Origin of the sequence: Sphingobium yanoikuyae (genome assembly GCF_034424525.1) — a bacterium.
GTDB classification, from domain to species: Bacteria; Pseudomonadota; Alphaproteobacteria; order Sphingomonadales; family Sphingomonadaceae; genus Sphingobium; species Sphingobium yanoikuyae.
Genome location: NZ_CP139979.1, coordinates 881,498 through 907,662, shown reverse-complemented (window position 1 = coordinate 907,662; position 26,165 = coordinate 881,498). Strand labels below are relative to the sequence as shown.

Genomic DNA, 26,165 nt, shown 5'->3' with positions numbered 1-26,165 from the left:
TCGTGACCCGCAGGCCCGGATGTCCATTCAAGCCCGTCGATTTGCTTGGCTCGACGTTGGTCTTTTACCTGAACGAGAACGGTGGCGGGCAGCCACTGACGAGGCTGCAAAGGCGCCAGCGCTCCAGGGACAATAGTCCTGAGGCCGAGCGGTGTCAGCGCAGCTGGCAGTGCAATCCTGGAAGGCTTGGACGAATCCGGCCAGGATGGTTTGGAAACAGGTATCCATCTTCTCTCGACCAGAGATGGTCAGCTGCACATAGGTGCGACGCTTGTCGAGAGGGTCAGGCAGACGTTCGACAATGGCCTGTGCCTCCATTACAGCCAGACAATGCCGGGCTGTCATTTCCGAGGCCTTTGAAGCACGCCATAAACTGGTAAGCGAGGTCTTCAGGCCTTGGCTGTCACGCCAATAAAGATCAAGGAGCATCTCGCTGCCGGGGTCCGAGCAAAGTGAGCCGAACAATTCCGCCAGCTGCGTCCTGCTAGTGATGATTGACTTGCAAAGTGGTGCAAAGACGGCCAGTTGGCCGCCCTCTTCCAACATGGATTCAATTCGACGTTGGTACTGCATGGGTGATAATCTCCGTCCCATTTCGCAGGTCACCGCAGAAATTGACGCGGATACCGCTCGGTTGTTTGCCCCCCGGCATCGTCGAAACGGAATTTAATCACCTGATCATGGTTCGAATTATTATTCGGTCAATCTGACTTTTGGCGGGGAAACCGCATTGCCGAAGAGCGCGCACTGGCTATTCCTGGGACGCAGCGCGGATATTCCATATACCAGCGAAGGCCATTGAACATTGGCTCTCAGTGCCTGACTCAGAAGTTCCTCAAACGTAGCAATACCTTGCAGTTCTGCGGGTGAGCATGCGGATGGAGGCTATCGTCGCCCAAGCGGCGGACGATGCGATGGTGGTTTCCCAGTCTTTGGCAAGTCGGCGGCATCGGCCAAGCCATGCGAAGGTCCGTTCGACGACCCACCGCCGCGGGAGAACCTGGAAGCCCGTTGCCTTGTCCGAACGCTTGATGATCTCGATCGTCCAGGCTCCCGATCTGGAGAGGGCTGCACGGAGCTTGTCACCAGCATAGCCCCCATCGGCAAAAACATGGCGTAGCCACGGGAAGCGTTTGCGCACGGCCTTGAGGACATCGACGGCACCGTCGCGGTCCTGGATGTCGGCGGTGTGGACCAGGATGAAGATGAGAAAGCCGCAGGTGTCGGTCAGGATATGCCGCTTCCGGCCCTTGATCTTCTTGCCCGCGTCATACCCGCAAGGGCCGCCGCTTTCGGTGGTTTTCACTGACTGGCTGTCGATCACACCGGCGCTGGGCGAGGCTTCGCGCCCTTCGATCTCGCGCAGGTTCATCACCAGCACCGTGTTCATGGCCTCGAGCAAACCGGTGTTGCGCCAAGCGTAGAAATAGCGCTGCACCGTCGAGACCGGCGGAAAGCATTTGGGCAGAAGCCTCCAGGCGCAGCCGCTTGCTGCTATGTAAAGCAAGGCATTCACCACCTCGCGCATGTCTGTCGTCCGACGACGACCCCCGCGCTTGGCCGGCGGGATGAACGGCTCGGCCAAAGACCACTCACGGTCCGTCATATCACTGGAATAGCGCAATCCTTTCCGGCTATGCTCCTGCCGGGCAATATCAGTCCATGTCATTGATCACTCCATCTCTCGCAGGACGGCGTGAATCACAACATGCTGGTATTGCTCAACAACTTTCGGGGCGGGCTCTCATGTTCGTCGCGCGCCCGCAACAGTAATCGAGTAAATTGCTCAAGCGAAGGGAGAAAAACCATGAAGCTTGCTGTCTATAACGTCGAAAACCTGTTCGATCGTGCCAAGGCAATGAACCTCGACAGCTGGGAAGAAGGCCGCCCGGTATTGGAGAAGTTCGCCACGCTCAACGGGCTTCTTGGTCAGGTCACCTATGCTCCCGCCGACAAAACCCGGATGGTCGAGCTGATGCGTGACCTCGGCCTTGAGAAATCCGACACAGGCCCGTTTGTTATCTTGCGACGCAACCGCGGCGGCTTGTTGCGACGCCCCAAGGACGGTGGCGTCGTGATCGAGGCGGACGGACGCGCCGATTGGGTGGGCTCGCTGGAACTCCGCGACGAACCAGTCAACGAACATGCGATGCGGAACACCGCGCGGGTTATGATGGACCTGGAAGCCGACGTGCTCGGTGTCATCGAGGCCGAAAGCCGCCCGGTGCTGTCAGCGTTCAACACGGAGATCCTGCCGGCACTCGGCGGCACGCCGTTTCGCCATGTCATGCTGATCGACGGCAATGACGAGCGGGGCATTGACGTCGGATTGATGAGCCGCACGGGCTATCCGATCGGCACAATGTGCAGCCGCGTCGACGACCAGCTGCCGAACGGCCAACCTGTCTTTTCACGCGATTGCCCGCAATTCGAGGTAACGACTCCGAACGGTGAGACACTTCTGGTGCTGGTCAACCATCTCAAGAGTAAGGGCTATGGCGGCAAGGCAGCGTCCGACGCCAAACGCAAGGCGCAAGCCGAGCGGATCGCCGAAATCTATAGAGGGCTGATCGACAATGGTGCGCGCTATGTCGCTATCATCGGCGACTTCAACGACACGCCATCGAGCGCACCACTCGCTCCACTGCTCCATGACACAGATTTGGCGGACATCTTCACCCACCCGGCGTTCGACGATGGCGGCTATCCTGGCACCTATGGTCTGTGCAACGCGGCCAATAAGATCGACTATATACTGCTGTCGCCTTCGCTGTTTGAACGCGTGCGGTCAGGCGGCGTGTACCGCACCGGCATGTGGCCAGGATCGCGACCGAAGCGCTGGGAGGCCTATCCCGAAGTCAGCAGGGCAGCCGATGCAGGGTCCGACCATGCTGCCTTGTGGGCTGATATCGACCTTTGACGGAGTCAGCTATGCGAGTGCTCATCCTTGACGGACATCCTGACTCTGGCCGCTTCGTCAGCCATCTGCTCGATACCTATCAGGCTGCGCTTGGCGACCAGGTAGAGGTTGAGCGCATCGCGGTGCGGGATCTCGATTTCGAGCCGAACCTGCGGCGCGGCTACAAAGAAGTCCAGGGTTGGGAGCTCGATCTGGAACGGATCGGCGGCGCCATCGCGGCTGCCGATCATCTCGTGGTCGGGTTTCCGATGTGGTGGGGCAGCGAGCCTGCGCAGCTCAAAGGTTTGATCGATCGGGTTCTGCTGCCCGGCTTTGCGTTTCGCTATCACAAGGACGATCCCTTCTGGGACCGGCTTCTGGCAGGACGCTCGGCCGATGTCCTCATTACGACGGATACACCAGCCTTCTATCTTTGGCTCGCCTACGGCAACGCTGTCGTGCGCCGCTGGCGCGGCCAGATTCTGGGCTTCTGCGGATTCAAGCCCGTTCGCATCACCAAATTTGGGCCGGTCCGCCACGGCGGCGTGCAGAAGAATATCGCTGCCTGGCGGGGAAAGGTTGAACGGCTCGCGGCATCGGCCTCGGCCCTGAAACGCGCTACAAAGCTAACGGCCGATCTTCCAAGCTGGCCGGGGCAAGCAAACTGACTCGCCCCGGCAGGCTCGCCAGGCTCGGCGTGGCGCGACATGAAGGCACTCTGCTAGCGCAACTCGTGGTCGACACCTGTCGCAAAACCGGATTGTGCACACCTAGGGATCAACGATCTAGGTCTAGCGTCCGACGTGGTTCGACGGCAGCCCAGCTGGTTGCCGCACCTTCCGCTGGAGGCCAGCTGCGGCGCGGCAGGATTGTTATCCGCGCGGTGGAATCCCCTTCCAGTTGTCGATCACCGATGTCGAGCGTCAGGATCAATGCCTGGTGGGCGGAGGCAGCGCTGCGCTCTCCTCGAAACGCAACGCCAAGGGCCAGAGCCCTGTCTTCTTAAAGAGGCGTTCCGATTGGCTTTGGCGTGTCTCGTGTAACAGCCCCAGCCAACTTAGCGGACGAAGGACATGCACATAGATGAGCGATTTGGAATGATAATCCTGTTCGTCAGCCCCCATCAGCCGCGAGGCGAAGCGCCGGTCAGTGACTCCTTCATGGGCCTCGACGTTCAACGCATGCAGAACCGAAACCCATTCGATCTCCAGCATGTCGTCGTGTCCGGCGGTAAGAAGGAGGTGCTGCGATAGGGTGATCCACAGGCTTCCTCCATGGTCCAGCAGGTCCCTTCCTGATTTGGTGATGTGCAGAAAGCCCTTCCGGTGGCGGGCAAGCTTTGCCGCCAGTAGCAGATCATGGAGCAAAACCAGCGGCGGAAAGTCATGCTCGTTCAGAACTTTATTGATCGCGTACAGCTCATCGGCAGTGTAGCCGGGCCAGCAGAAAGCTCCGGCCGCCCAGGTGACAAAGTAGCGCTTCAGTGCCTTGTTCGGCGTAAGTCCGATCGGACCGACATCAATCAGGTGTCGCAAGGTTAGGACAGCGGCGCGATACAAGGGTATAGCGCGACGATCTGGGTGAGAGGTCAGCGACTATCAGGATGAGAACAGATTGTCGCGGCGGGTTCATGGTGCCGGGTTAGATTGTCGCTGGCAAGGGCGATTCTTCGCTCTGATTGTCGCTGATCGACATTTTCTCGATGGATTTGATTGTCGCGTATTTTGGGGTCCTTCCAGCCCCTGTCTGTCGCTGGAGGGCGGCCCTGCGACGATAGCTCTCGACATTCATCTCGAAGATGGTGGCGTGATGAACGAGACGGTCGACGGCCGCGAGCGTCATGGCGGGATCCGGGAAGACCCGGTTCCATTCGCCGAAGGGCTGGTTGGCCGTGATGAGCATGGATCGGCGCTCATAGCGTGCGCTGATCAACTCGAAGAGCACGGAGGTTTCAGCCTGATCCTTGGCGACATAGGCGAGGTCGTCCAGGATGAGCAGGTGGTATTTGTCGAGCTTGGCGATGGCGGATTCGAGCGCCAGTTCGCGGCGCGCGAGCTGAAGCTTCTGGACCAGCTCGGACGTGCGGGTGAACAGCACGCGCCAACCATTCTGGACAAGTTGCAGGCCGATGGCTGCCGCCAAGTGGCTCTTTCCTCCGCCCGGCGGGCCGAACAGGATGAGATTGGCGCCCTTTTCCAGCCATCCGTCGCCCGAGGTCATGGCCGTGACCTGCGCCCGCGAGACCATCGGCACGGCGTCGAAGGCGAAGCTGTCGAGCGTTTTGCCCGGTGGTAATCGTGCGTCGCTCAGATGACGTTCGATCCTACGCCGGTCACGTTCGGCCATTTCATGCTCGGTAAGTGCAGCGAGCAGTCGGGTGGCGGGCCAGCCCTCCTTGTCGGCACGTTCGGTAAACTCGGGCCAGATCACCTTGATGGCAGGAAGCCTCAACTCGTTGAGGATGAAGCTCAGGCGCTGGGCATCGACGTTATGGGCCTTGGTCATGCGGCCTCTCCCAGCAGCAGGGCATCGTAGTCGGTCAGGGGGCCAAGCTCGACCACCACCTCGGGCAGCGCGGCCGGATCGGGCGAGAAGCGCGTTCGCAACGCGGCGATGTCAGGCAGCCGGCCTTCGTCAAGGTCCTGGGCGAGAAGATCGGCAAGCTCGGCCTCGCAGGCCCGTTCATGGGCCATGGACAGCAACTCGACCATCTTGCGGCAAGCGTCACGCTCGGACATGGCTTCGAGCAGCCGTTCGAACATGAGCCTGTACGCCTCGCGCGGGAACAACTGGTCGCGATAGGTCAGCTGCAGCAGGGCCATCGGCTTACGCCTGAGGCTATGGATCACGTGACGGTAATCCACCACATAGCCATGTTCGGTAGCGCTTTTCGGGCGACCGCGTGGCCGGGTCATGAGATAACTGCCGCCCAGGAACAGATCGAGCCGATCATCGTAGAGGCGCACACGCAGTCGATGCCCGATCAACCGTGACGGCACCGTGTAGAACACCTTGCGCAGAACGAAGGTGCTGGACGAGGTGACGGGAAGGATATGTTCCTCGTAGTCGCTGGTGCGACGATCAGGTAGCGGTTTGAGCGTTGCCCTTTCGGTGTCGATGCGGGCGGCACTGCGCCGGTTCTTTCGGGCAACGATCTCGTCGATGAACCTGCGATAGGCCGCGATGTCCTCGAAGTCGGTCGATCCACGCATCGCCAGCGCATCCTCCACCGCCGCCTTGAGATGGCCGTGGGAGCTTTCGACGCTGCCATTCTCATGCGCGATGCCGCGGTTGTTGCGGGTCGGCGTCATGCCATAATGTTCGCACAAGGCGTCGTAGCGTGTGGTCAAGTCCGCACGGGCATCGGCATCAAGGTTGCGAAACGCGGCCGACAGACTGTCGCTGCGGTGTTCGCCCGGCGCGCCGCCCAGCATCCAAAGCGCGTTCTGCAGCCCCTCAGCCAATGCGACATAGCTCTCGCCGCCCAGGATGACATGGGCATGTTCGAAGCCTGACCACACCAGGCGGAAGTGGTAAAGCAGGTGATCGAGGGGCGCACCCGCGATCGTGACTTTGAGGCTCCTCATGTCGGTGAAGTCCGAAAGGCCCATTCGCCCCGGCTCATGAGTCTGGCGGAAGATCACTTCCTGTTCCGGGCCATGAACGGCCCGCCAGGCACGGATACGACGCTCCATCGTGCGGCGAACCCCAAAATCGAGATCGGGATGGCGACGGCGCATCTCCTCGAAGATCGCCACCGCCCGCAAGCCAGGTGCCGCCTTCAGCATTGGTACGATCTCGCTCTCGAAGATCGATTCCAACGGATCAGGTCGCCGTCGGCCGCGGGGCGCTTTACGGTGTGAAGGAAGCACCGGATCGCTCGCGATCCGGTAGCCCGTCGCGGTGCTGAACCCGGCCTTCGCCGCAGCCACCGGGACCGGGTTGGTCTGTCGCAATTTCATGAAAAGCCTCATTTGATGATCGTTGACTTGGCAACCCGGCACTCACGGCATCTCCCTCCAATCTGGATATGCCAATGAATATTGGGTCGGCCCCGACGATCTGCGGCTCCTCCATTAAAGGGCCATCGGTTGTTGGGGTCTCGGCTACGGGCTTCGGGCTACGCCCTCCGCCCTTCACCGACACCCCAACAACCGATTCTCATCTTGATTGTCGCTACGCTCGCATCCTGTCAGTCGCCGCGCAACAAGGGTGACAACCCCAGCTCCGGAGTCTCTGCGGCAGGGGCATGGAACTCTATCATGATGAGAGTAGCCCTGCCCGACAGGCGATCCGAACACAAGGAAGGGCGCTTGCCCCAAATTTTCGCCGTTCGACAGTGTTTTTCGCGCTCGGGAGCAGACATTCAATTTTGGTCGAGATTGCGGACATTGCCGCCACTCAGGAGACTGGCGGCGAACGTCGGGTTGCAGGCGAACCGGACGTTCGATGATCATGGGACAAGGGCCAATAAACGAGAAAGCCCTCTGCGGTTCACAGAAACTGCTACCCAGTCGGATCGCTTCCCTTCTCCCGGAAGGGCTTCAGGCTTGCTATTTGTCTAGGGCTGCCCTTCGAATGACTTGGCCGCCCCGGTCATTCTTACTGGCAGGTGTCTGGATTCACTGTTTTCGGGACGCCATCGCTCACGATGGCGAGCGTCGTGAACGGTGGCGAGTAGTCGGCAGTTAACGCCGCCTTGTTCGCGGCTGCTTGCAGTTGGCGAGTGGCTCCGGACTGCGATATTCGGTCTGAAATTTTGCTCGCCGCATCTAGCGCGCAATAATTCAGCAATGCGACCTTGGCCTTAGCCAGTGCGTCGCCGTAGGCGCCCTCATTGTCCAGCGCGGTCTTCTGGCTGGCAAGCTGCGTGGCGGGATCTATTTCCTCCTTGAGCCGGGCGTCGATCGCCGGGCGCGCCGCTGCGAAGACGCCGGCCACGAAGGCTACGAACTCCTTGGTCGGCCGACTCTCGACGACGGTGACAGTGGCGGTGAACGGGAACGGCTCGTTTAGCATCGGCGCGCCCGCAGCAGGCTTTGGAGGCGCCAGCGTTGGCGCCTGGGGCGCAACCGCAGGTGCCTGGCCCGTCGCCTGTCCGGTTCCGCTGCCAGGTTGAGCCGCGGGCGCCGCGTCAGCCTGGGTGTTGGCGCGGCCGACCGCGCCGCCAGTGCCGCTGTTCGTGCCGATCGTCGCGAACCACGAAGCCTCGTGCGGGAAGCGCCCGTCGGACAGCGGCTGGTATGTCTGCTGCTTGCCGATCGTGCGGTCCTCGATCAGCACGGCGCTGCCCGTGTCTTGGCCGCCCGGGCGGCTGAACTTAACCGCGATCGAGAGGCCGCGAGAGCCGCTTGTCCCGCCGTCCATCGACTTAGCGATCCAAGTGTATGCGGGTGTGAAGGTGAGTGCCGTCTGGTTATGTGAGGGGCTGATCGCGATCTCCACGTAGTGCGCCAACTCGTACACGTCGGGTAGCACTCCTGTCACCTTAGAGCCATTGACGTCGCGGACCAAGATGCTCGGAACGGCAGTGCCGTTCACCGTCACTGGATCGACCGCCGGCATAGCGATCTTCGTCTTCAGCTTCTCGGTGGCCTCGAACTTGCCTCGGATCGCGATCAGGCACTGCGGGAGGTCGCCGCTGTAGAGCTCAAAGTTCACGCTCGCATTGCTTGCGGGGAGGTTGCCACCCTCGGAGCCTTTCTGGAGAGCGGTTCCGAAGTTCTCGAGCGTCTTAGTCGCGGCCCCTAGAAGGACGGCGGCAACGATCGGGGCGAAGTTTTTTCCCTGCTTCGAGAGGTGTGGGCACGGCGCGTAGCTGACTATGAGCCGTGTGTCCGCCGGCTGCTGGTATGTTAGAGGGCGCAAGCCCGGGAGGCCATTGGCGCAACCCGACAGCATCATCCCCAACGCCGCGGTTCCGAATGCAATCTTCTTCATTTCTTCCCCCGTCTTAAGTTCAGGTGCGCGCCTGCGCCTCGAGCGATGCGATCCGTGCGATCATCTGCTGGTCGGCCAACTCTCCTCCTGCCTCGAAGGGGTTGCCTGTGTCGAAACTGTCGGTGTGGAGGGCGACTACGACGGCTGTCGGGAAGGCTCCCGCGAAAATCGGCCCGCCGCTGTCGCCCTTGTCCGCCGGTAGGGCGTAGAGGAGCTTGTCGCCGCTAGTCTTCGCGGCCCCCACTCCGGCAGTAAGTTGGCCGAAGTACCCAAAGGCATAGCCCGCCAGGGTAACTTTGGCGGTCGGCCGTCCATTGAGCTGGAGGCCGGACGCCGGCGATGGTGCAGTGATCAAAACCGCAAAGTCTCGCTGCGCGTCCCAAGCCCAGCGGCTCGCCGAGACAGACTGAACAGGGTTCCGCTTGGCGTCGTAGCCCGCAAAAGCGCCGACCGCCGTGGGCTTTGCCATCAAGATGTTGTGAGCAGCCGTCACGACGACATCGGGCTTTACGAAGAAACCTGTAGCCGACCCCACAAACCGGCCATTCACGTAAAAGCAAAGAAAGGCGATCGAACGCGCTGGTTCCAGTTGCGGATTCGGAATATCGTCACGACTGCGCTTAGTGCCGAATATAGACTTGAGAAGGTCCCCCAGCCGCCGCGGCGGGGGTGGCGGCGCGTCGAGCGGCGCCAACTCGGTGAATTTTCCTGTCCCAACAGCCTCGTCGATCATGCCGCACCCCCACGCAACTTCAACAGCATGCGCTCGTAATTATCTTTGTCAAGAAATCAGCATCGGCTCGTAGTTCTATTTCTACCGGAATCTTACTACCCAGTCGATCGGTTAGAGTATAGTGTCCGCTTCCGGCGCGAGACGCTGTTAGTAGCCGGCAAAGTGAATGGCTTGATCGGGGTCGCGAGCTGCCACGCCGAGCCGCGCGGGCCCGCCGGGGCGAGTAAGTTTGCTTGCCCCTGTCATCCAGGCTAGAGAAGCGGACTTTCTCTTTGCTATTTTCAATACGTTCGAAAATCATCGATTAATACGGTCACAGGTCGTCGGGTATAGCATCACTGCTGAAAGCAAGGCGCCATTACGGGAGCACCTCATGCCCAACGACACCCTAACCGACAGCGAAAAAACTCGCTTTACTTTTGCGCTCGTGGAACAATGCGTAAGAAATACGGCTCTGGAGACGCTCCATGCTGGCACTGTGCCAGACAGCGCGACCGGGGACTATAGCGACGTCAAAGTTGTAACTCCGTATGGGGAAATTGACTGGACCGAGCTCTCTCGTATCTCCGACGCTGAGATGAAACAGCTTATGATCGAGATCACCAACAAAGTGTATACGTTCCTGACCTATCCAGAGGATCTCGTCACGCTGGGGCCGGCAGCGCGCTGGAACAAACCAGAAATCGATCCAGCACTGATGCGCCAAGCTGAACGACGGCGAGCCTCGAGATTGGCGCGATAATAGCCGTTCACTGCCGTTGAGATGGTCATGTTGGCGCTATGAGACACCCAGCCCTCTCCGGATGAAGCATCGCTCGGCGTTCCCAACTATGACCGAATAGGCCTGGCGATGACCCCGCCAATTTGAGTGTTAGGATTAGCCCTCAGCTGCAGACGGCACTAACGTACAATGATAGCCCGAAAAAACTCCCAAAATTCGTCCATTTCTGCGATATCCGGCTTCTTCGATTCACTCCAAATGGCAATCACCTGGAGCAGGAAGCGCATCGTGCCGTCAGTTTCGGAAGCAATGCTCGGCTGGTATACGACAGGTAGGCTCATCTCGGAAACCCTAGTCAGAAGAACTCAGTTTGGCGTTCTTGGTAGTATCAGAATCTAGGGCTCGAGAGCCAGAGATCTGGTTTAACATTAGTCTAACCTCGCAATCGGAGGCGCAAAACGCGGCGGCGGCAACGGACCCTTGACGATCTTCTCGATAGCCCGGACCGTGCTAGTACGAATATTCTGGCTCGCGTTTTCGCACGCCTGCCGTTCCTCTTCTGACATTCCCGCAGCGTAGGCCCGCGCCTGCAGAATGAACTGTAGACGATCGAGATCTTTTGCGATCTTGGCAGTGACCGTCTCCCCCTCATTGAATTCTTGCAAAAGGAGCGGAACCCGCCAGAGGTCGCCGATCCCCCTGTAGGTCTCGAACGCTCCATACTTCCATATAGCGATTTCCTCCAGTTTTGGATCGTTATACTTGGGAAGTTGATCGCCTAGACGAGACTCCGCGAGGTCGTGGACGAGGATCATCTCGATAACTTTGCGCTTGTCATATTTCTCCTCTCCCTCTGGATCGGATCGCAAAAAGATTTCGGCCAACCCCAACACCCCGACTAGATGTTCGGCTACGCTCTCGATACGAATCTCGTTCCAGAATGCCTTATGCTCTCCGAGCGCATCCCGGCGTCGCCGGAGCCAACCCGTCCGCTCGATCTTGGCGAGTCCGGTCCATTCGTCGCACACGGTTGACAGGCGAAACTCCTCCATGTCGAGATCTTCGGCAACCCGTTCGATATAACCGCGGACATTAGGCGGCAGCAGGTGGCGATCCTGCAATTGCGGCCCGTTCAGTAAAGCTAGGACCGCTGCCCGATGTGATTTGCGCAGTCTTCCATTGACGTTACGAACCTGGACAAGTGATAGGACAGTCAGCAGTTCTATAAGGGGAGGAAGATCGTTCGGTTTGGCGGTGATCCGCTCCATCAGCTTAGTGAATGTCTTGTTACAAGGAAGCAAACCATTGCCTTGACTTGCCATGTATCCGTCCGGATCGAATTCAGCATCACCGTAATATTCTAGGTGAAAGCCACGATTGAATTCGGCTTCATCAATGTCGGATAGCAAAATACTCGCATATTGGATGGCAGCTTCGTTCGGATGGTGCATTTTATCATGATTGTGCAGCATACTGCGACTAATGAAGATACTTCGACGGAGCATTCTGGCTTCAAGGGGCCATGGACCCGGCGCCCTGTGCTTGTCGCTGTCTATTTTTCCCAGCAGATCAAGCATCTCGCTTGCCTTGTCCTTTCTGACCCGGCCAGCGAGATACGCAAAATGGGATTTACCTAGCGTGGGCATCTGGCGATACTTGGATTTGATGACCTCGATTACGTCACGCTCAATCTTGGTATCCGACAGCATTATCTGCTTGGTAAAGCCGTTAACATCAGCGGGAAATACATAACTGATCTTTTTTGCAAGTTGCTGTGGCGTTATCTGAGCGCGCTTGCCCAAGACTTTTGCCTTGCGCAAGGTATTGATGATGTGCTGCGCGACGAGGAAGCTTGTAATAGAGGAGTGGCAAGATACCAGTTTGGCAGTGTTACGCTCATTCAAATCTGCATAGCTGCTGGCATGGCTGATGAGAATATCATACGCGATTTCCGCCGCCGCATTGAAATTCGCATCTGGCATGTCCTCGCCAGGATCCTTACCATCGGCCAGCACCCCCTTACAATATAGTTCGTAGCATTGCGACAACGATGTCAAATCCCGGTATGTGAATGTCCGGAATGGCCCGAAAAATAATGAAAGTAAGAATAGATCAATAGATAACACGTCCTTTCTTTTCATATCTGATAAGACCGTGTTTGCTTCTTTGCTATTTTTAGCACCCCAAATCATTGCAAAATCGTCAACCAATGCTGCAGCATCTTTATGATCGACTGCGAGCGGAACAATCCGATACGCCGCCTCAATGTTGAGCGGAAGTCGGCCGATCAGGTCGCGTAATTCGACCTCGCTTTCGGTCGAGATCACGAGTCTGACGCCCCGGTGTCGGATCGCCTCCTTGACGAGATCCGCAATCAGTGGCGTCCGATGGGAACCCGCTTGATTAAGACCGTCGACGAGGACGACAACTGGCCCCGCTGTGTCCGCAATGATGTTGTTGAGCCTTTGGCAAGCGCTCACAACCCGATTGCGGGTTCGTTCTGCATCTAATTTTCCGTTGCTCCAACTCTCCAGATCGCTGATGCGCACCGAGATCGATTTGCACCCTGGAATTTCTTCATCTTGGATTGATCGGGATGCTTCGGCTTGGATGAGTCCCATCAAGGTCGTCTTGCCAGCGCCCTTGCCGCCGAGAAGTACGATCGGTTCCCGATAATCGTTGGATCGCAGATGGCGGCTGATCGCCGCGATGGGGTTGACCACTTGCTCGAGGTCCAACCCTTGGACGAGTTTAGAAAAAAGCGGCTCGTTAAGAGCGATGTCTCGAATGATGGACGGCGGGAGGGGTTGGTCCGGATTAAACACATAGATGCCCGCGCCCGGCGCATGTGCATCTTTCTGATCAACGCGAAGGGTTAGGATCGACTCAAGCACAGCACAGGCGGTAGTGAGTGCAAATCGCCGATTCTCGTCACCGAAATTCAGTTCCAGCTCAGATTTATGGAAGTCGGCGCCATCAGAGACGCCGCGAACGCTCAAGAATTCGATGTCGGTCTTCTCGAGCGCCGTCATGACACCGGCTGACTCCATCTCAAGCGCTGCAATGTCGCTATGAGATTTTGCGAATGATTTACGGAACTCTTCGTTCGCTACGACTAAAGGTGTGCAGGCTAACGGCTGCACCACAACCTTGATCGCCCCGGCAGGCCACAAAGCGGGGTTCGTGAACCGCTTCTTCAGCGCGGAATTCAAAGCTGCAATCCGCTTTGAATCTTTCTGAAGGTGGGTCTCGACGAGGTTGACGAGATCGCTGCCTACGTGTTTTTGCGAAGGGCGGTGTTTGAACTCCGCCTGAACCGGATCGCCGCCGATCTTGCCGCCCTGCGTGAAATCGAAAACATCGCGTGGGACGACGACGTCGCCGATCGACAGCCAGTCGGCAACTCGCCCCGCGATCCCAATATTGGCGACTAAGCGCACCTTCAGCTCTTCAATAACGGCCGCAGTTGAGGCACGTGCGCGTTCGAAACCCATCTTTCCAGACAGTATCAGGACGCCTTTCCCGAAGGCATCCCATGATTCCTCGACGATGGGCCAAGCCGAATAGCCGGCGACCACGAACGGATCGCCGCACGGGACATAATCACGAAAATATTCGGCTTCTTCACTCAGTGCAACAATGACTGCAAAATCGTACTTGGCTCGCGTCACGTAGTTCCCCCTCATTATATTTCGACGAATTTTCGGCTTTTGTGCGCTTCGCTCAGCTTTGCGTATGTTAGTCCCAAGACTGACAGACAATTTTGGGCTATGGTTAGGAACCGGCCGCACAACGCAGTCTAGTCGATGGGCTTGACGACTGGCGTGATAGTGAGAGTACTTGCATCCACCGAGCCGAATGCAAGAATGCTCGAATACCGTTCATCCAGCCCTCCGCGGGACCGCGCGCCGCTCGACATGACCCAACTGAACGACGAACCGGCAGCGCGCTGATGTGGGAGATGCCGGGACCAATATCCCATTTCCTTGGTGGCCTGAGTTCTCTGTTCCGCCTCTGGAGCACCGTCGCGCAACGCAGTCAGCATGTCGCCAAGCAAAGTATTGGAGTAGGCGAAATAAGGGGCACCGAGCCGGCGGGCGGTCGACAGAGCACGCAAGGCTTCAGAAGCCGCACCAACCCTATCCTCCGGCGCAGCCCCTATGAGCAGACCCCGGGCGAGAAGAACATGACTATCGGGAATCCAGGCAAACTGCCTGGACAATTCCGGTGCCCATTGAAGTGCTTCGCGCTCATCGATGCTTGGGAAACGAACGGCGCACAGCATCGCCAAGATTACTGTCCACGGATCTTCGGGAATATCCCCTGAAATATAGGCTGCGACCGGCGTGCGCCTGGTAAAGTCACTCCAGATGCCCTGCCCCTCGGCACCGACCGCCGAGGACAGGGCTCTGGATAGCGACTGTTTCTCCAGGTCGACTGGCGCAACGTCAAGCAGCAACCCTCCTGACGGGTCCAACGCAAATTCGACAGTCGTGCCACCAGCGAACAGCGGCACTAGCGTCCGCTCAACTCGTAACCCTTCGATAGAAATGGATAGCCTCAACCGCGCGCCGTCGGCGGGCAAGGGCATTCCTCTCGCGTCGCCGTTACTGGACATGAGCGTGATGTTATCGCGCTCGATGTACAGCCGCGCACTTGTAACATTCTCAAGCACGGTATCGCGATTAATGGAAGCAGCACGATCACGCGCGTTCGAGAAAGCGAGCGGCCACGGTCCGACATAAGGCCGCCAACCACCATAGCCCATCGGCCTTGTATCGACCGAGAGACCAATCGAAAAACGGCGTGGCTGCAAAGGCGCGCTTGTGTCTTCACGCCCAAGAGCCGATTGGCTGTCGTCCACCAACGCAGACTTGTTCGCATCTCCGGAAGGTGAACTCAAATCGACATGGTCATCAATGTCGTCGAACCCCGCACCAGCCTCACTGTCGTCATCACCCCGTGGAGAGGCAGTGCGCATCTCCCGTGCTTGCGATCCTGTCGTCGAGAAACCGTCAACGGGCTTCGACCAGACGCTGCCGGAAAACTGCTCGAGCCAGTCCCTGGAAACCGATGATGCGGAAAGCTCCGATAGCGCTGGCGCGTCAATTCTGTCGGTAAGGTCATCGACCACGAAGGAATAGAAGGTCGGCGCCTCGCCGAGCGGTTCGATGACAGCCGCATAGGCACCGGGAACCGCGCCCTGGATCAGCACCTCGCGATTCGAGGGGGTGGTCATGCTCTCAGAGCCGACGCCGCGCCTTTCGAGTTGCATCTCACCCTCCGGACCCAGAATCCGAATACGGGCAGCGGCAGCGTCGGGTGGCGCCAGAAAGGACACGGTTTTCAAGCGCTGCCTCCACTCATCGGACATTGACCAGATGATGATAGAGCGACCGATTGGGGCAGAACACCTGCTCGACATCGCGATAGCCGCTACCGTTTGTGAACGACGCGCTGACGAAATGCGGATAGATGCTCGCGCGCATCGGCTGAAGCCAACTGTCCGCGCCCGTCCCAGGACAAGTGTGCAACGTTGCGCCTTGCGGGTCCCGGATACTCACGGTCCCGATCCCAAGCGCCTGTGTCGGGTCGAGCACCACATTGACCGTCACGTGCGGTGGTTCAGGATAGGTCACAATCGCCGCAGTCGTGGTCGGTAGCATCGGCGACACAGGCTCGAAAGGTTGCCGCTGCCAACGTTGCTCAAGTGAATAGATGCTCTTCAAATCCTCATGAATCGCGATGGGATAGGCTCCCCATTGCGCGGTTCCGGACGGGTTGCGCGCGGATTTTCCACGAAGTGCGCTCAACAAGGTTTGCGTAAAACGACCTCCCGTTGCCGGGCTGTCTTCATAGGTGAAATAGCTGCTCGCGGCCGCCGCCATCAGCGTGACCTTTTCAGTGCCCCCGACAAATGGATTGGAACGAATGAACTTCGCACCGACGCCAGGGTTTTGGACATACAAGTCCGTTACCATCTCACCGCAGGCATCGACGAAAAGATACGCAGCGGACACATTGGGTGCCTGCTTGAGGCCGACCCCTAGGTCGTACATGTTGATGAATGCTCCCCACGGATTGATCGGATTCTGATTCAGATCAGCCAGGAGCACAAAGGGTTGCGAGGTCACGGCGACGCCGTGGCCGCAGATGAATACGATCCCGACATTTCCAGCTACGGCATTCAGCCGCGCGAGCCATTGGGTGCCGGCAGCAGTGACATTGGCTGTGTTCGGCACGCCGACCGCAGGATTGCCGCGCGGGTCATTAGGCGCATTGTCGTTTACTTGAACTGGCGGGACACGGCCAAGCCAGTCATAGTGACTATGGGCCGGCGCCGGGCCGTTAGACAGCATTTCGATGGAAGCAAGCGGCTGCTCAAGCGCGGCCTCGCCAATCAGCCAGTCGCAGAATGCGGCGGCGCCCGCGGCGGCGCTAGGAAGGTCGCGCACGTCCTTGAGCAATTCGGGCGTGGTGCCGGGCACGAACTTGTCCATCTTGGCGTCTGGATAGGCGCCGACTCCGATGATCAAAGCATGCGTTGCCGGACCATTGACCTGCCGTTGGTAGATAAGCGTCATGCAAGCGCCTGCAGTCGCGACCGCAGACGCTCGAAGAAGCGAGGACGCATGAAGTAGCTGGTATGGGCATCGATCACGCCGGTCATCGAACTGAACATGAAATCTTCGACGCCATCGAAGATACCCTGGCAACGGAAGCTAAGGACATCGACAGGGTCATAGACATTCCACCAACGAGCCACCGCTGCCGGCTTTGCTGCCAGCGTACGGCCAGGCGACGGAATCGACTTCTCGCTTGCCGCAAACAGCTTGAGTTCCTCAAAGAAACCGGGTTGCGATCCCACAGTCAGCAGCACGTCGATAGCGAAGCCGTCTGGTAGTCCGGCACCGGCTGGATCTGTCAGGAGATCGTACAGGATGACCCCGCCCAGACTATGACCGACAACCACCAGCGGCTCATCCTTTGCGGTTGCATCGGCCCGCGCGGCGAGTAATTCTGCTACCACCCGATGGCGAATGTCGGCTCGAACAGCCCCGCCACGTAGATAGACGAACACGTCGCCGATGAACCTAGCTGCCATCGGGTTGAGCTTGTCGCGGGTAAGCCCAAGAACGCCCGATGAAACCAGGTTCCTGCCGCGATCCAGGACAGTGCCGGCCGCCGCCTTCAGGCGATCGAGCAGACCATAGGCAGCAGGAGGCTCGCGCTGAAGGCGCTCTCGCAAGGCGTCGATAAAAGCCGCGTCGGTCATGTCGGGCTTGACCCAAGTCGGGGCAGTATTGACCTCGGCATAGGCGGCGGCGGCCTGCATTTCCGAAAACTCTTCGGGATCGAGTTGGCGGTTTTGCGTCGCTGCGGTTTCGATCAGCACTGCGTAGAGCGTGTCCACCGCAGCTGGAAAATCCACGGCCGCAATCTCTGCGATCGATACACCACCGATTGCGCCAGGTATCTCACTGCCTCCCCCGAGACTGAACGGCGTCGGCAAGTCGCCGCTGCGCGGCAGGCATTGCTCCCCAAATGCGAAGGACGCGCCTAAGTCTCCCCAGAAGGGGTTGCGAATGCCCGCCTCTTTTCCGAGAGCAAGCTTGCGGAACCGATCATCACGGAGCTGGACTTCTGCTGCATATGCCGGGGTTTGCCGCGTAGCGACGCCATGCACGAACACCAATTGGGTCATTTTCTAGCTATCCCGCCTCTTGCTTGGTCAGGCGATCAGTTCACCTTCGCCGAGTTCTGCCGGATCGACCGTCTTGAGTTCTGGAAGCGCACCTTCAAAATCAGCGAACACGACACCTTGCCCCGCGCCGACACCAAAGCTGACCGTACCGGCCTTCACCGGGCGGAAAACGAGATCAAACTCACCATCGTCACCACGATCACCGGCGGAAAGCTCGATCGCCACGAAACCGAAGGCGAGATTCTTATCGCCTTCGTATGTGACGGTCGTGGTCGTCTCCGTCTCCTTGCCAACCGATAGCGAGCCACCGACCAACTCCTTGATCACGGGCACTTCCAGTTTGATGCTGCTATTATCGTGGTTGTAAGCTGTGACCCCCAGCTTCTTTGACGTCACAATCTCAGTGAGTATGTAAAGACGCCCCTTACCGAACAGATATTTCTTCAGGATCGGATGATCCCACCGCACCTTCGACGCCTCCAGATAATCGCCGATCTCGATCGTATTAGCGCGGTGGCGTGTCACCCCGGCGTAACTGAACTCGACTTTGCTGGCGCGCTCATAGGCTGCTTTCACGCCAAGATTTCCGCCCATGGCACCGATGATGTTGCCGAGTATATCGAGTCCAAGCTCAATGGGCAGCTTGCTGCTCTTCTGCCCGTTGATGTTGGCGGCTTCGCCCGATGTGATCTTCGGGAGGTTGCCATCCTGTTCTTCGGTAAGCTGACTCAGCGTACCAATGATTCCGCGAGCACCTTTATATTCTCCAAGCAGGGCCAGAGGCTCCAAATCTTCGAGAGGATGCAATACTACATTGAGATTCAATGATTTCAGATAATTAACCGAACGGTCTGAACAAATACCCATCGAAGCCCCCTACGGTTCATGCCACCGGCCGATCGACTGTCCTGGAAATGCCCCTCAGAATCGATATGGAATCATTCTGGACGTCTATTCTGCCCTATTATTGGGGACACTTCTGCAGAGAAAATTGGCAAAGAATTTTTTCGTCGAATGGAGTGATGAGATCGAGGTGCGCCAATGTGGCGCTTTGCCATCACATTTTCAGGATGCGAATTTCCTCGATTCGGACCACCTCTCGCCGGCAGCCCAACTTTCCTTCACTCCTGCTGATCCAGTCCGAACGCCGGATGATGGATAAGTTCTCCGTGAGGCTCGACGCTGTCGAATGGCAAGGCTTGGACTACCTCGGGGGGACAGCCAGCCACGCCCAGACCGGAAAAAGCCCGGAAGCCGAACCGGCTGTAGTAGATGGGATCGCCCACCAGCGCCGCGCCCCTGCTCGACGCACGGAGTTGGCGAAGGGCTTCCGCCATCAGGGCCGACCCGATACCTTGACGTTGCCTTGAGGGCAGAACCGCAAGCGGACCGATCAGACCCCAGCCGTCCTGCTTCCCCGCCCGTGCTTTTGAGGCGGCCAGAAAGCCGATTATCTCGCCTTCATCCTCCGCAACGAGCGAGAGGACGAGCGCGTCATCGTCCCGCAGTCTCTCGACGATGGCCGCTTCGGCTCCTGTGGACTGGGCAAGCATCTTGAAAGCGTCGGTGACGACGCGACGGATAGCCGGATCGTCACCAACCTTGTCGTTGCGAATCAACATTTGGCTTTTCCTAAGCGATTGTCGAGTTGAGCGCGACGATCATGCTGCCCGCAGCCATCCGTGTTCATCGCGGCGGATTTCCTCCATTCTCACCTGAAGGTCGCCGCTTGGAACCGAACACAAAGTTCTATAGGACAACACGAAGGCCGACCAATTTATTCGCCCGGACTTCGGTTCGGGACGGTAAGCAGAAAAACCCCGGACTTCCATCGGAAGTCCGGGGTTTTTGCGTTCTGCTTCCTTGCCATGCCCGTCGGACCGCAGACCGACAGAGGGCATAGCGAACCTGGTTCGGTATGCCCTCGGACCTGACTTCAAGCGCGTATCACCTCCGGGTTGTCGACACCGTCAATTTGGCAATAGCGTCGATCAGGTCGGCGACCTTGAAGGGCTTTTCAATCACCGGCACCGCATCAAACGCTTCGGGCAGATGATCGCGCCCATAGCCGCTGACGAACAGGAAGGGCATGGCCCGGTCCGCCAGGACACGCGCAACCTGCTCCACGCCCTCACCCTGGAGATTGCCGTCAAGCAGCACCAGGTCGCATTCCGCCTGATCGATCAGGGCCAGCGCATCGGCCACAGTCGCAGCCTGCCCGACGATATGGCCGCCCGCATCCTCCAGCGTCGCGGCCAGTTCGAAGGCGACCAGCGGCTCGTCCTCGATCAGCAGCAGGCGGCGGCCGCCCAGATGCGCCTTGCCGTCACTGCCACTGGCGCTCGCGCCCTGTTCGCGGGGCGCCGGACGCGCCTTCTTGCGCAGGCGGGGGCTGGAGGCATAGGGTAGCGTCAGCGTCCATCCCATGCCCTCGGCGCCGTAATGGGGCTGGGCACTGCCGCCATCGGAACGCAGGCTGCGTTCGATCAGCGCGGTGCCGAAGCCGCGACGGCTGGGCGGTTCGACCGGCGGACCGCCGCGTTCGCGCCAATCCAGAACCAACTGGTCATTGGTCAGGCGCCATTCCAGCTCGACACGGCCGGCCGGGGCCGACAGCGCACCATATTTATGGGCGTTGGTCACCAGTTCGTGCAGCACCAGCGCCAGGTGCAGCGCCGGTTCGGGCCGCAAGTCGACCTCCGGCCCGTTCCAATGGAAACGCTCGCCATCGATCGCGCCGATCGTCACCTGCCCCTCGATCAGATCGCCCAGCCGCGCGGCCTGCCAGGTTTCGCCGCTCAGCAGCGAATGGGCGCTGGCCAGCGCATGGATGCGACCGATGAAGGTCGGGGCAAAATCGGACGGGCCGGACGAATGGCGCAAGGTCTGGGTGGCGATCGCCTGAACCGACGCCAGCGTGTTCTTCACCCGGTGATTAAGCTCGCCGATCAGCAGCTTCTGCGTCGCCTCCGCCCGCTTGCGTTCGGTCACATCGAGGATCTGCAGACTGATCGAGAAGAGCCGGCCAGCGGCATCGCGCAGCGCCGAGCAATAGCATTCGCAATCTAGGGTCAGGCCCTCGGCCGTATGGAAGCGCAGCAAGCGGTTGGTGCGCGGCACGGTGCCGGCGATCATCTCGTCCATCAGGCCGGCAAAGTCGCCGCGCTGGCTGTCGTCCAGCCATTTGAGTTCGGACGCACCAAAACCAGCCACTTCTGCCGCACGCCAGCCGAACAGTCGTTCCGCCCCCTTGGACCAGGCGACGACATGGCGCTGCGCGTCGATTTCCACGATCGCCAACGGGCTGTTGTCGCCATGGGCCTGGATGCGGGCCAGGGCCGCGGCATGGCTGTCACGTTCCCGCGCCAGTTCCTGCCGCTGCTGGAACAGTTCGACGAACAAGGCGACCTTGTGCCGCAGGATATGGGGATCGACCGGCTTGAACAGATAGTCGATCGCGCCGCTTTCATAGCCGCGAAACTGGCGCCGCTCGTCGGTCGCCACGGCGGTCAGGAAGATGATCGGCACACGCCGGGTCCGTTCCGTGCCGCGCATCAGTTCGGCCAGCTCGAACCCGTCCATACCCGGCATCTGCACGTCGAGCAGCGCCAGCGCGACATCCTCCACCAGCAGCAGTTCGAGCGCCTGCATGCCCGATCGCGCCTTGATGAGGGTCACGCCCTCGTCCGCCAGCAGCGCTTCAAGCGCGGTCAGATTTTCCTCGACATCGTCGACCGCCAGGATCTTGGTGGGCTCAGGCTGCATGGTCGAGCGCCTTCAGCTCCTGCAGGTTGCGGCGATAGATTTTCTCGCCCTCGTCGAAATCAGCAAAGCCATCGGAATAGCGCGAGAAGCGCAGCGTTTCCTTCGAGCCCAGCCCCAGGAAGCCGCCGCGGACCAGCGATTCCCCGAACAGGCCAAGCGCGCGGTCCTGCAATTCGCGATCGAAATAGATGAGCACATTACGGCTGGACACCAGCTGTACCTCCCCGAAGACCTGGTCGCTCGCCAGATTATGTTGTGCAAAGACCGCGCGGCGACGCAGCGTCTTGTCGAAGACGGCAGCGCCATAGGCGGCAGTATAATAATCGGACAGCGAGGCCTTCCCGCCCGCGAGCCGATGATTTTCGCTGAATTGCGGCAGACGATCGATCGCGTAGATGCCCGCTTCCGCCTTTTCGAGCGCGGCCGGGCTGATGTCGGTGCAGTAGAAGATCGTGCGATCCTCCAGCCCTTCCTCGCGGAACAGGATCGCGAGCGAGTAGAATTCCTCGCCATTGGCGCAGCCGGCGATCCATACCTTGAGCGAGGGATAGGTCTTGAGATGCGGCACGACCTGCTCGCGCAATGCCCGGAAATAGGCGGGATCACGGAACATCTCGCTCACCTGGATGGTAAGGAAGCCCATCAGGTCGGCGAATACGGCGGGATCGCGCAGCAGCAGATGCTGAAGCTGGGACAGGCTGTCGCAGCCATGCTGATGCTGGGCACGGGCCAGCCGGCGATGCAGCGATCCGCGCGAATAGCCGCGAAAGTCGTAATGATAATGGCGGAAGATGGCTTCGAGCAGCAGGTCGAGCTCCAGTTCGTCCCGCGGCCCGAAATGTTCTTCCATCAGCGCGGCATCCATACACGCACCAGGCTGAGCAACTTGTCGACGTCGAGCGGCTTGGCGAGATAATCGTTGGCACCGGCGGCCAGGCATTCCTGCTGGTCCTGCGCCATCGCCTTGGCCGTGAGCGCGATGATCGGCAGGCCCACGCCCCAGCCCTGCTTGCGGATTTCGCGCATCGCGGTCAGCCCATCCATTTCGGGCATCATCACGTCCATCAGCACAAGATCGACCTTGGGCGCCTCGGCGCGCGCTGCCTCTTCGAGCGCGACAAGCGCCTCGCGGCCATTGCGTGCGATACGGACATGAACCCCATGGGGTTCGAAAATGCTCGTGAGGGCATAAACGTTCCGTATATCGTCCTCGACAACCAGAATATTTTTGCCTTCCAGCGCCTCGTCGCGGCTGAGCGAACGGGCGATCAGCTGCTGCTGGGGTTCGGGCAATTCCGACACCACCTGATGCAGGAACAGCGTCACTTCATCGAGCAGCCGTTCGGGCGACTTGGCGCCCTTGACGATGATCGACTTGGAATAGCGGCGCAGGCGCAGTTCCTCCTCCGCGCCGAGGTCGCGGCCGGTATAGACGATGACTGGCGGGAAGCCGACGCTGTCGTCCGCGCTCAACCGTTCGAGCAGATCGAAACCGGACGCATCGGGCAGGTTGAGATCGAGCACCATGCAGTCGAAGGTCTCGCGGCCCAGCATCTCGAAACATTGGGCGGCCGAATGGGCCTCCAGCGTCTCCACCTCGCGCGAAGCGAGCAGCAGCTTGATGCTCTCGGCCTGCTGGGCGTCATCCTCGACCACCAGAACCCGGCGCATGCGCTGAGCCATGCGCGCCTCCAGCCCTTCGAGCATGTCGATCAGCGCATCGCGCTTCACCGGCTTGAACAGATAGCCGATCGCGCCGCTGGCCAGCGCCGCCTGGCTGTCATCATCGACCGACACGACATGGACCGGGATGTGGCGGGTGCGCATGTCGCGCTTGATCCGGTCGAGCACCGACAGGCCGGTATGGTCGGGCAGGTTCATGTCCAGGATCACGGCATGGGGCAGATATTGCCGAGCCATCAGCGCGCCTTCGTCGGCGGTGCCGGCGATCAGGCACTGGAAGCCCTGTTCATGCGCGATGTCGCACAGGATGCGGGCAAAGACCGGATCATCCTCCACGATCAGGATCAGGCGCGAATCCCCGGACAGGGTTTCGCGATCATCCTGGGTATCGACCAGGCTGGCGACACGCTGGCGCGCGGGCGCCACCGGCTGGGGCCGCGGCGCTTCGGCCAGGCTGATCGAGGGCAGATGGCTGAGCGCGGGATCGAAGCGATCGGGCAGCAGCAGCGAGAAGGCACTGCCCTCGCCCGGCTGGCTTTCGACGCGCAGTTCGCCGCCCAGCAGCCGCGCCAGTTCGCGCGAGATGGATAGTCCAAGGCCGGTGCCGCCATATTTGCGGCTGATCGTGCCATCGGCCTGGCGGAAGGGTTCGAAGATCAGCTTCTGCTGCGCTTCCGCAATACCGACGCCGCTGTCCTGCACGGTGAAGGCGACCCGGCCATCCGCATGCCGGCCGACGGTCAGCGCGACCTCGCCCCGATCGGTGAACTTGATCGCATTGGACAGGAAATTCTTCAGCACCTGCTCGACGCGCTGCGGATCGGTTTCGATCTCGACCGGATCGGCGCCGGCGGCGAGGCGGAAGGACAGGCCCTTGGCCTGGGCCGAGGGCGCGAAGATCGCCTGCAGCTTGTCCAGCATCGGCGCGATCCGCACCGAACGCGGCTGCAATTCCAGCTTGCCCGCCTCGATCTTGGAAATGTCGAGAATGTCGTTGATCAGGGTCAGCAGGTCATTGCCCGACGTCTCGATCGTCTCGGCATGACGCACCTGATCGGCGCTGAGATTGCCGGCACGATTTTCCGCCAGCAGGCGTGCCATGATGAGCAGCGAGTTGAGCGGCGTGCGCAGCTCATGGCTCATATTGGCGAGGAATTCGGATTTGTAGCGGCTGGCCTGATCCAACTCGGCGGCCTGTTGCTGGAGCGACAGCTGGGCACGGGCGAGATCGTCGCGCTGCGCCTGCATGTGGCGGGCCTGCTCCTCCAGCTGGACATTGGTCTGTTCCAGTTCGCTCTGCTGCGCCTCCAGGCGGGAGGCGGAGTCCTGAAGCTGGCGGCTCTGGGTTTCCAGCTCGTCATTATTGGCGCGCAGTTCCTCGCCCTGGGCCTGCAATTCCTCGGCCTGGCGCTGGGTTTCCTCCAGCGCGTCCTGCAACCGGGCGCGGAAACGGGCCGAACGCAGTGCGATGCCCATGCCGGCGCTCGCTTCCTCCAACAGTTCGAGCACACGGTCATCGACCGGATCGAAGGCGCCCAGTTCGAGCACCGCATTGACGACGCCGTCGGTCACGGTCGGCACGATCAGCAGATGGCGGGGACGATCGCGGCCAAAGGCCGAGCCGATCGTCAGATAATGATCGGGCACGTCATGCAGCAGCTGCGCCCGCCCTTCAGCCGCGACCTGGCCGAGCAGCCCTTCCTTGGCGACGAAGCGCTGCGGCATGTCGGCGTCGGCCGGCACGCCCAGCGTCGCGACGCGGTTGAACTGGCCTTCCTCCCCCTTGAACAGCGCACCGCCCTGGAAGCCGAGATAGCGCGCGAGGAAGGCGAGGATCGCCTCCCCCAGCTGCTCGACGCTCTGGTCGCCACGCATGGCGTCGGCCAGCCCCAGATGCCCCGCCTGCAACCAGGCCTGGCGCGCGCGCGCCTTGCTGTTGCGGCGTACCAGCAGATAGACGGCGATGGTCAGCACCACGCCCAGAAGGCCGGTGACGAGGCCCGACATGATCGCGGTCTGCGAGGCAGATGCCATGTCGGCGAGGCGGATTTCCCGCAGTCGCAATTCCTCACGCGCCATCGTGTCGAGCTGGGCCCGGACGGCGTCCATTTCCTGCTTGCCGCGGCCGGTGGTAACGATCGTCAGCGCCTGGATGATGCTCTGGTTGCGCCGCGCCTCGATCGTTTCCCTGAGTTCGGCAAACTTGGCATCGACATGACGCCGCAGGCGGGCGAGATTATTCTGCTGGGTCGGGTTGTCGCGGGTCAGCCTGGCCAGCGCATCGAGCCGGCCGGGCATGGTCGCCACCGCATTCTCATAGGGCTCCAGATAGCCGCGATCGCTGGTCAGCAGATAGCCGCGCTGGCCAGTCTCGGCATCCTGCGCGGTCGAAAGCAGTTCATCGAGCGCGATCAGCACATTATGGGTATGGCGGATCGCCCGGTCGCTCTCGCCCAGGCCCTGAATATTGAGATAGGCGACAGCGCCGCTTACCAGGAAGAAGGCAATTCCGAGGAACAGGCCCAGCGCCGCCCATGCATCCGTGCGCCCGCTGACGGAGCCAAATTTCGCCTTGCCCATTATCATCCTGTTGTCGTTGCCGTGACGGAGGTGCCGACTAAGGGGCATTTCCGCACGAAAGCAAGCGCCACCTTGCGCCGGAGCGCCAGGGCTGATCGAGATCAACCTATTGATGCGCCAGATCGCATCCCGAGCGCCC

General features: G+C 60.0%; 20 protein-coding genes. 3 read left to right on the top strand and 17 right to left on the bottom strand.

Annotated elements, in window-relative coordinates; genetic code table 11:
- Positions 1 to 27 precede the first annotated feature (27 nt).
- Together U0025_RS04195 and U0025_RS04190 are read right to left on the bottom strand one after the other, a co-directional pair.
- Positions 28 to 573 (bottom strand): helix-turn-helix domain-containing protein, encoded by a 546-nt coding sequence (locus tag U0025_RS04195; RefSeq protein WP_147373617.1) that lies wholly within the window; start codon positions 571 to 573, stop codon positions 28 to 30.
- Positions 574 to 835: 262 nt separating this feature from the next.
- Positions 836 to 1,669 carry an IS5 family transposase gene (locus U0025_RS04190; protein WP_004211471.1) on the bottom strand — a complete coding sequence of 278 codons (834 nt, stop codon included), beginning with the start codon at positions 1,667 to 1,669 and terminating at the stop codon, positions 836 to 838.
- Between the two features lie 138 nt (positions 1,670 to 1,807).
- Here U0025_RS04190 and U0025_RS04185 point away from each other — a divergent pair, with 138 nt between their 5' ends.
- Both U0025_RS04185 and U0025_RS04180 read left to right on the top strand, forming a co-directional pair.
- Positions 1,808 to 2,920: an endonuclease/exonuclease/phosphatase family protein gene (locus U0025_RS04185; RefSeq protein WP_004211470.1), complete on the top strand. Its 1,113-nt coding sequence runs from the start codon at positions 1,808 to 1,810 to the stop codon at positions 2,918 to 2,920.
- 11 nt (positions 2,921 to 2,931) lie between these two features.
- A complete protein-coding gene (locus U0025_RS04180) occupies positions 2,932 to 3,567 on the top strand; it encodes an NAD(P)H-dependent oxidoreductase (protein ID WP_004211468.1) in 636 nt (211 codons plus the stop codon).
- Between the two features lie 261 nt (positions 3,568 to 3,828).
- Here the strand turns inward: U0025_RS04180 and U0025_RS04175 are convergent, their stop codons facing one another.
- From U0025_RS04175 to U0025_RS04155, 5 genes are all read right to left on the bottom strand, one after another.
- A complete protein-coding gene (locus tag U0025_RS04175; protein ID WP_004211467.1) occupies positions 3,829 to 4,458 on the bottom strand; it encodes a hypothetical protein in 630 nt (209 codons plus the stop codon).
- An 82-nt stretch (positions 4,459 to 4,540) separates the two neighbouring features.
- Positions 4,541 to 5,404, bottom strand: a complete 864-nt coding sequence (gene istB, locus U0025_RS04170) for an IS21-like element helper ATPase IstB (protein ID WP_004211466.1) — start codon at positions 5,402 to 5,404, stop codon at positions 4,541 to 4,543.
- Positions 5,401 to 6,903 carry an IS21 family transposase gene (gene istA, locus U0025_RS04165; protein WP_435569007.1) on the bottom strand — a complete coding sequence of 501 codons (1,503 nt, stop codon included), beginning with the start codon at positions 6,901 to 6,903 and terminating at the stop codon, positions 5,401 to 5,403. The genes istB and istA overlap by 4 nt, the downstream gene beginning before the upstream one ends.
- A gap of 598 nt (positions 6,904 to 7,501) precedes the next feature.
- Positions 7,502 to 8,839, bottom strand: a complete 1,338-nt coding sequence (locus tag U0025_RS04160) for a hypothetical protein (RefSeq protein WP_004211462.1) — start codon at positions 8,837 to 8,839, stop codon at positions 7,502 to 7,504.
- Between the two features lie 19 nt (positions 8,840 to 8,858).
- Positions 8,859 to 9,572: a trypsin-like serine peptidase gene (locus U0025_RS04155; protein WP_004211461.1), complete on the bottom strand. Its 714-nt coding sequence runs from the start codon at positions 9,570 to 9,572 to the stop codon at positions 8,859 to 8,861.
- Between the two features lie 373 nt (positions 9,573 to 9,945).
- Between U0025_RS04155 and U0025_RS04150 the strand changes: the two genes are divergently transcribed.
- Positions 9,946 to 10,314 carry a hypothetical protein gene (locus U0025_RS04150; RefSeq protein ID WP_004211459.1) on the top strand — a complete coding sequence of 123 codons (369 nt, stop codon included), beginning with the start codon at positions 9,946 to 9,948 and terminating at the stop codon, positions 10,312 to 10,314.
- Positions 10,315 to 10,472: 158 nt separating this feature from the next.
- On the opposite strand, the gene U0025_RS04145 is transcribed toward U0025_RS04150, so the two are convergent.
- The 10 genes from U0025_RS04145 to U0025_RS04100 all read right to left on the bottom strand — a co-directional run bounded on the left by U0025_RS04145 (position 10,473) and on the right by U0025_RS04100 (position 26,026).
- Positions 10,473 to 10,634 (bottom strand): hypothetical protein, encoded by a 162-nt coding sequence (locus tag U0025_RS04145; protein ID WP_004211457.1) that lies wholly within the window; start codon positions 10,632 to 10,634, stop codon positions 10,473 to 10,475.
- Between the two features lie 87 nt (positions 10,635 to 10,721).
- Entirely contained in the window at positions 10,722 to 13,964 is a 3,243-nt protein-coding gene (locus U0025_RS04140) for a phosphorylase family protein (protein ID WP_004211456.1), read from the bottom strand.
- 128 nt (positions 13,965 to 14,092) lie between these two features.
- A complete protein-coding gene (locus U0025_RS04135) occupies positions 14,093 to 15,643 on the bottom strand; it encodes a hypothetical protein (RefSeq protein WP_147373618.1) in 1,551 nt (516 codons plus the stop codon).
- A 13-nt stretch (positions 15,644 to 15,656) separates the two neighbouring features.
- A complete protein-coding gene (locus U0025_RS04130; RefSeq protein WP_004211454.1) occupies positions 15,657 to 16,877 on the bottom strand; it encodes a caspase family protein in 1,221 nt (406 codons plus the stop codon).
- Positions 16,874 to 17,998: an alpha/beta hydrolase gene (locus tag U0025_RS04125; protein WP_004211453.1), complete on the bottom strand. Its 1,125-nt coding sequence runs from the start codon at positions 17,996 to 17,998 to the stop codon at positions 16,874 to 16,876. The genes U0025_RS04130 and U0025_RS04125 overlap by 4 nt, the downstream gene beginning before the upstream one ends.
- Positions 17,999 to 18,025: 27 nt before the next feature.
- On the bottom strand, positions 18,026 to 18,865 hold the full coding sequence (locus U0025_RS04120) for a gasdermin (RefSeq protein WP_004211452.1): 840 nt from the start codon (positions 18,863 to 18,865) through the stop codon (positions 18,026 to 18,028).
- A gap of 254 nt (positions 18,866 to 19,119) precedes the next feature.
- Positions 19,120 to 19,620 (bottom strand): GNAT family N-acetyltransferase, encoded by a 501-nt coding sequence (locus tag U0025_RS04115; protein WP_004211451.1) that lies wholly within the window; start codon positions 19,618 to 19,620, stop codon positions 19,120 to 19,122.
- Between the two features lie 325 nt (positions 19,621 to 19,945).
- Positions 19,946 to 21,763: a response regulator gene (locus tag U0025_RS04110; protein WP_004211450.1), complete on the bottom strand. Its 1,818-nt coding sequence runs from the start codon at positions 21,761 to 21,763 to the stop codon at positions 19,946 to 19,948.
- On the bottom strand, positions 21,753 to 22,628 hold the full coding sequence (locus U0025_RS04105; protein ID WP_037491181.1) for a CheR family methyltransferase: 876 nt from the start codon (positions 22,626 to 22,628) through the stop codon (positions 21,753 to 21,755). The genes U0025_RS04110 and U0025_RS04105 overlap by 11 nt, the downstream gene beginning before the upstream one ends.
- Positions 22,613 to 26,026, bottom strand: coding sequence for a response regulator (locus U0025_RS04100; RefSeq protein ID WP_004211448.1), 3,414 nt, complete (start codon positions 26,024 to 26,026; stop codon positions 22,613 to 22,615). Before U0025_RS04100 ends, U0025_RS04105 begins: the two co-directional genes overlap by 16 nt.
- Positions 26,027 to 26,165 lie beyond the last annotated feature (139 nt).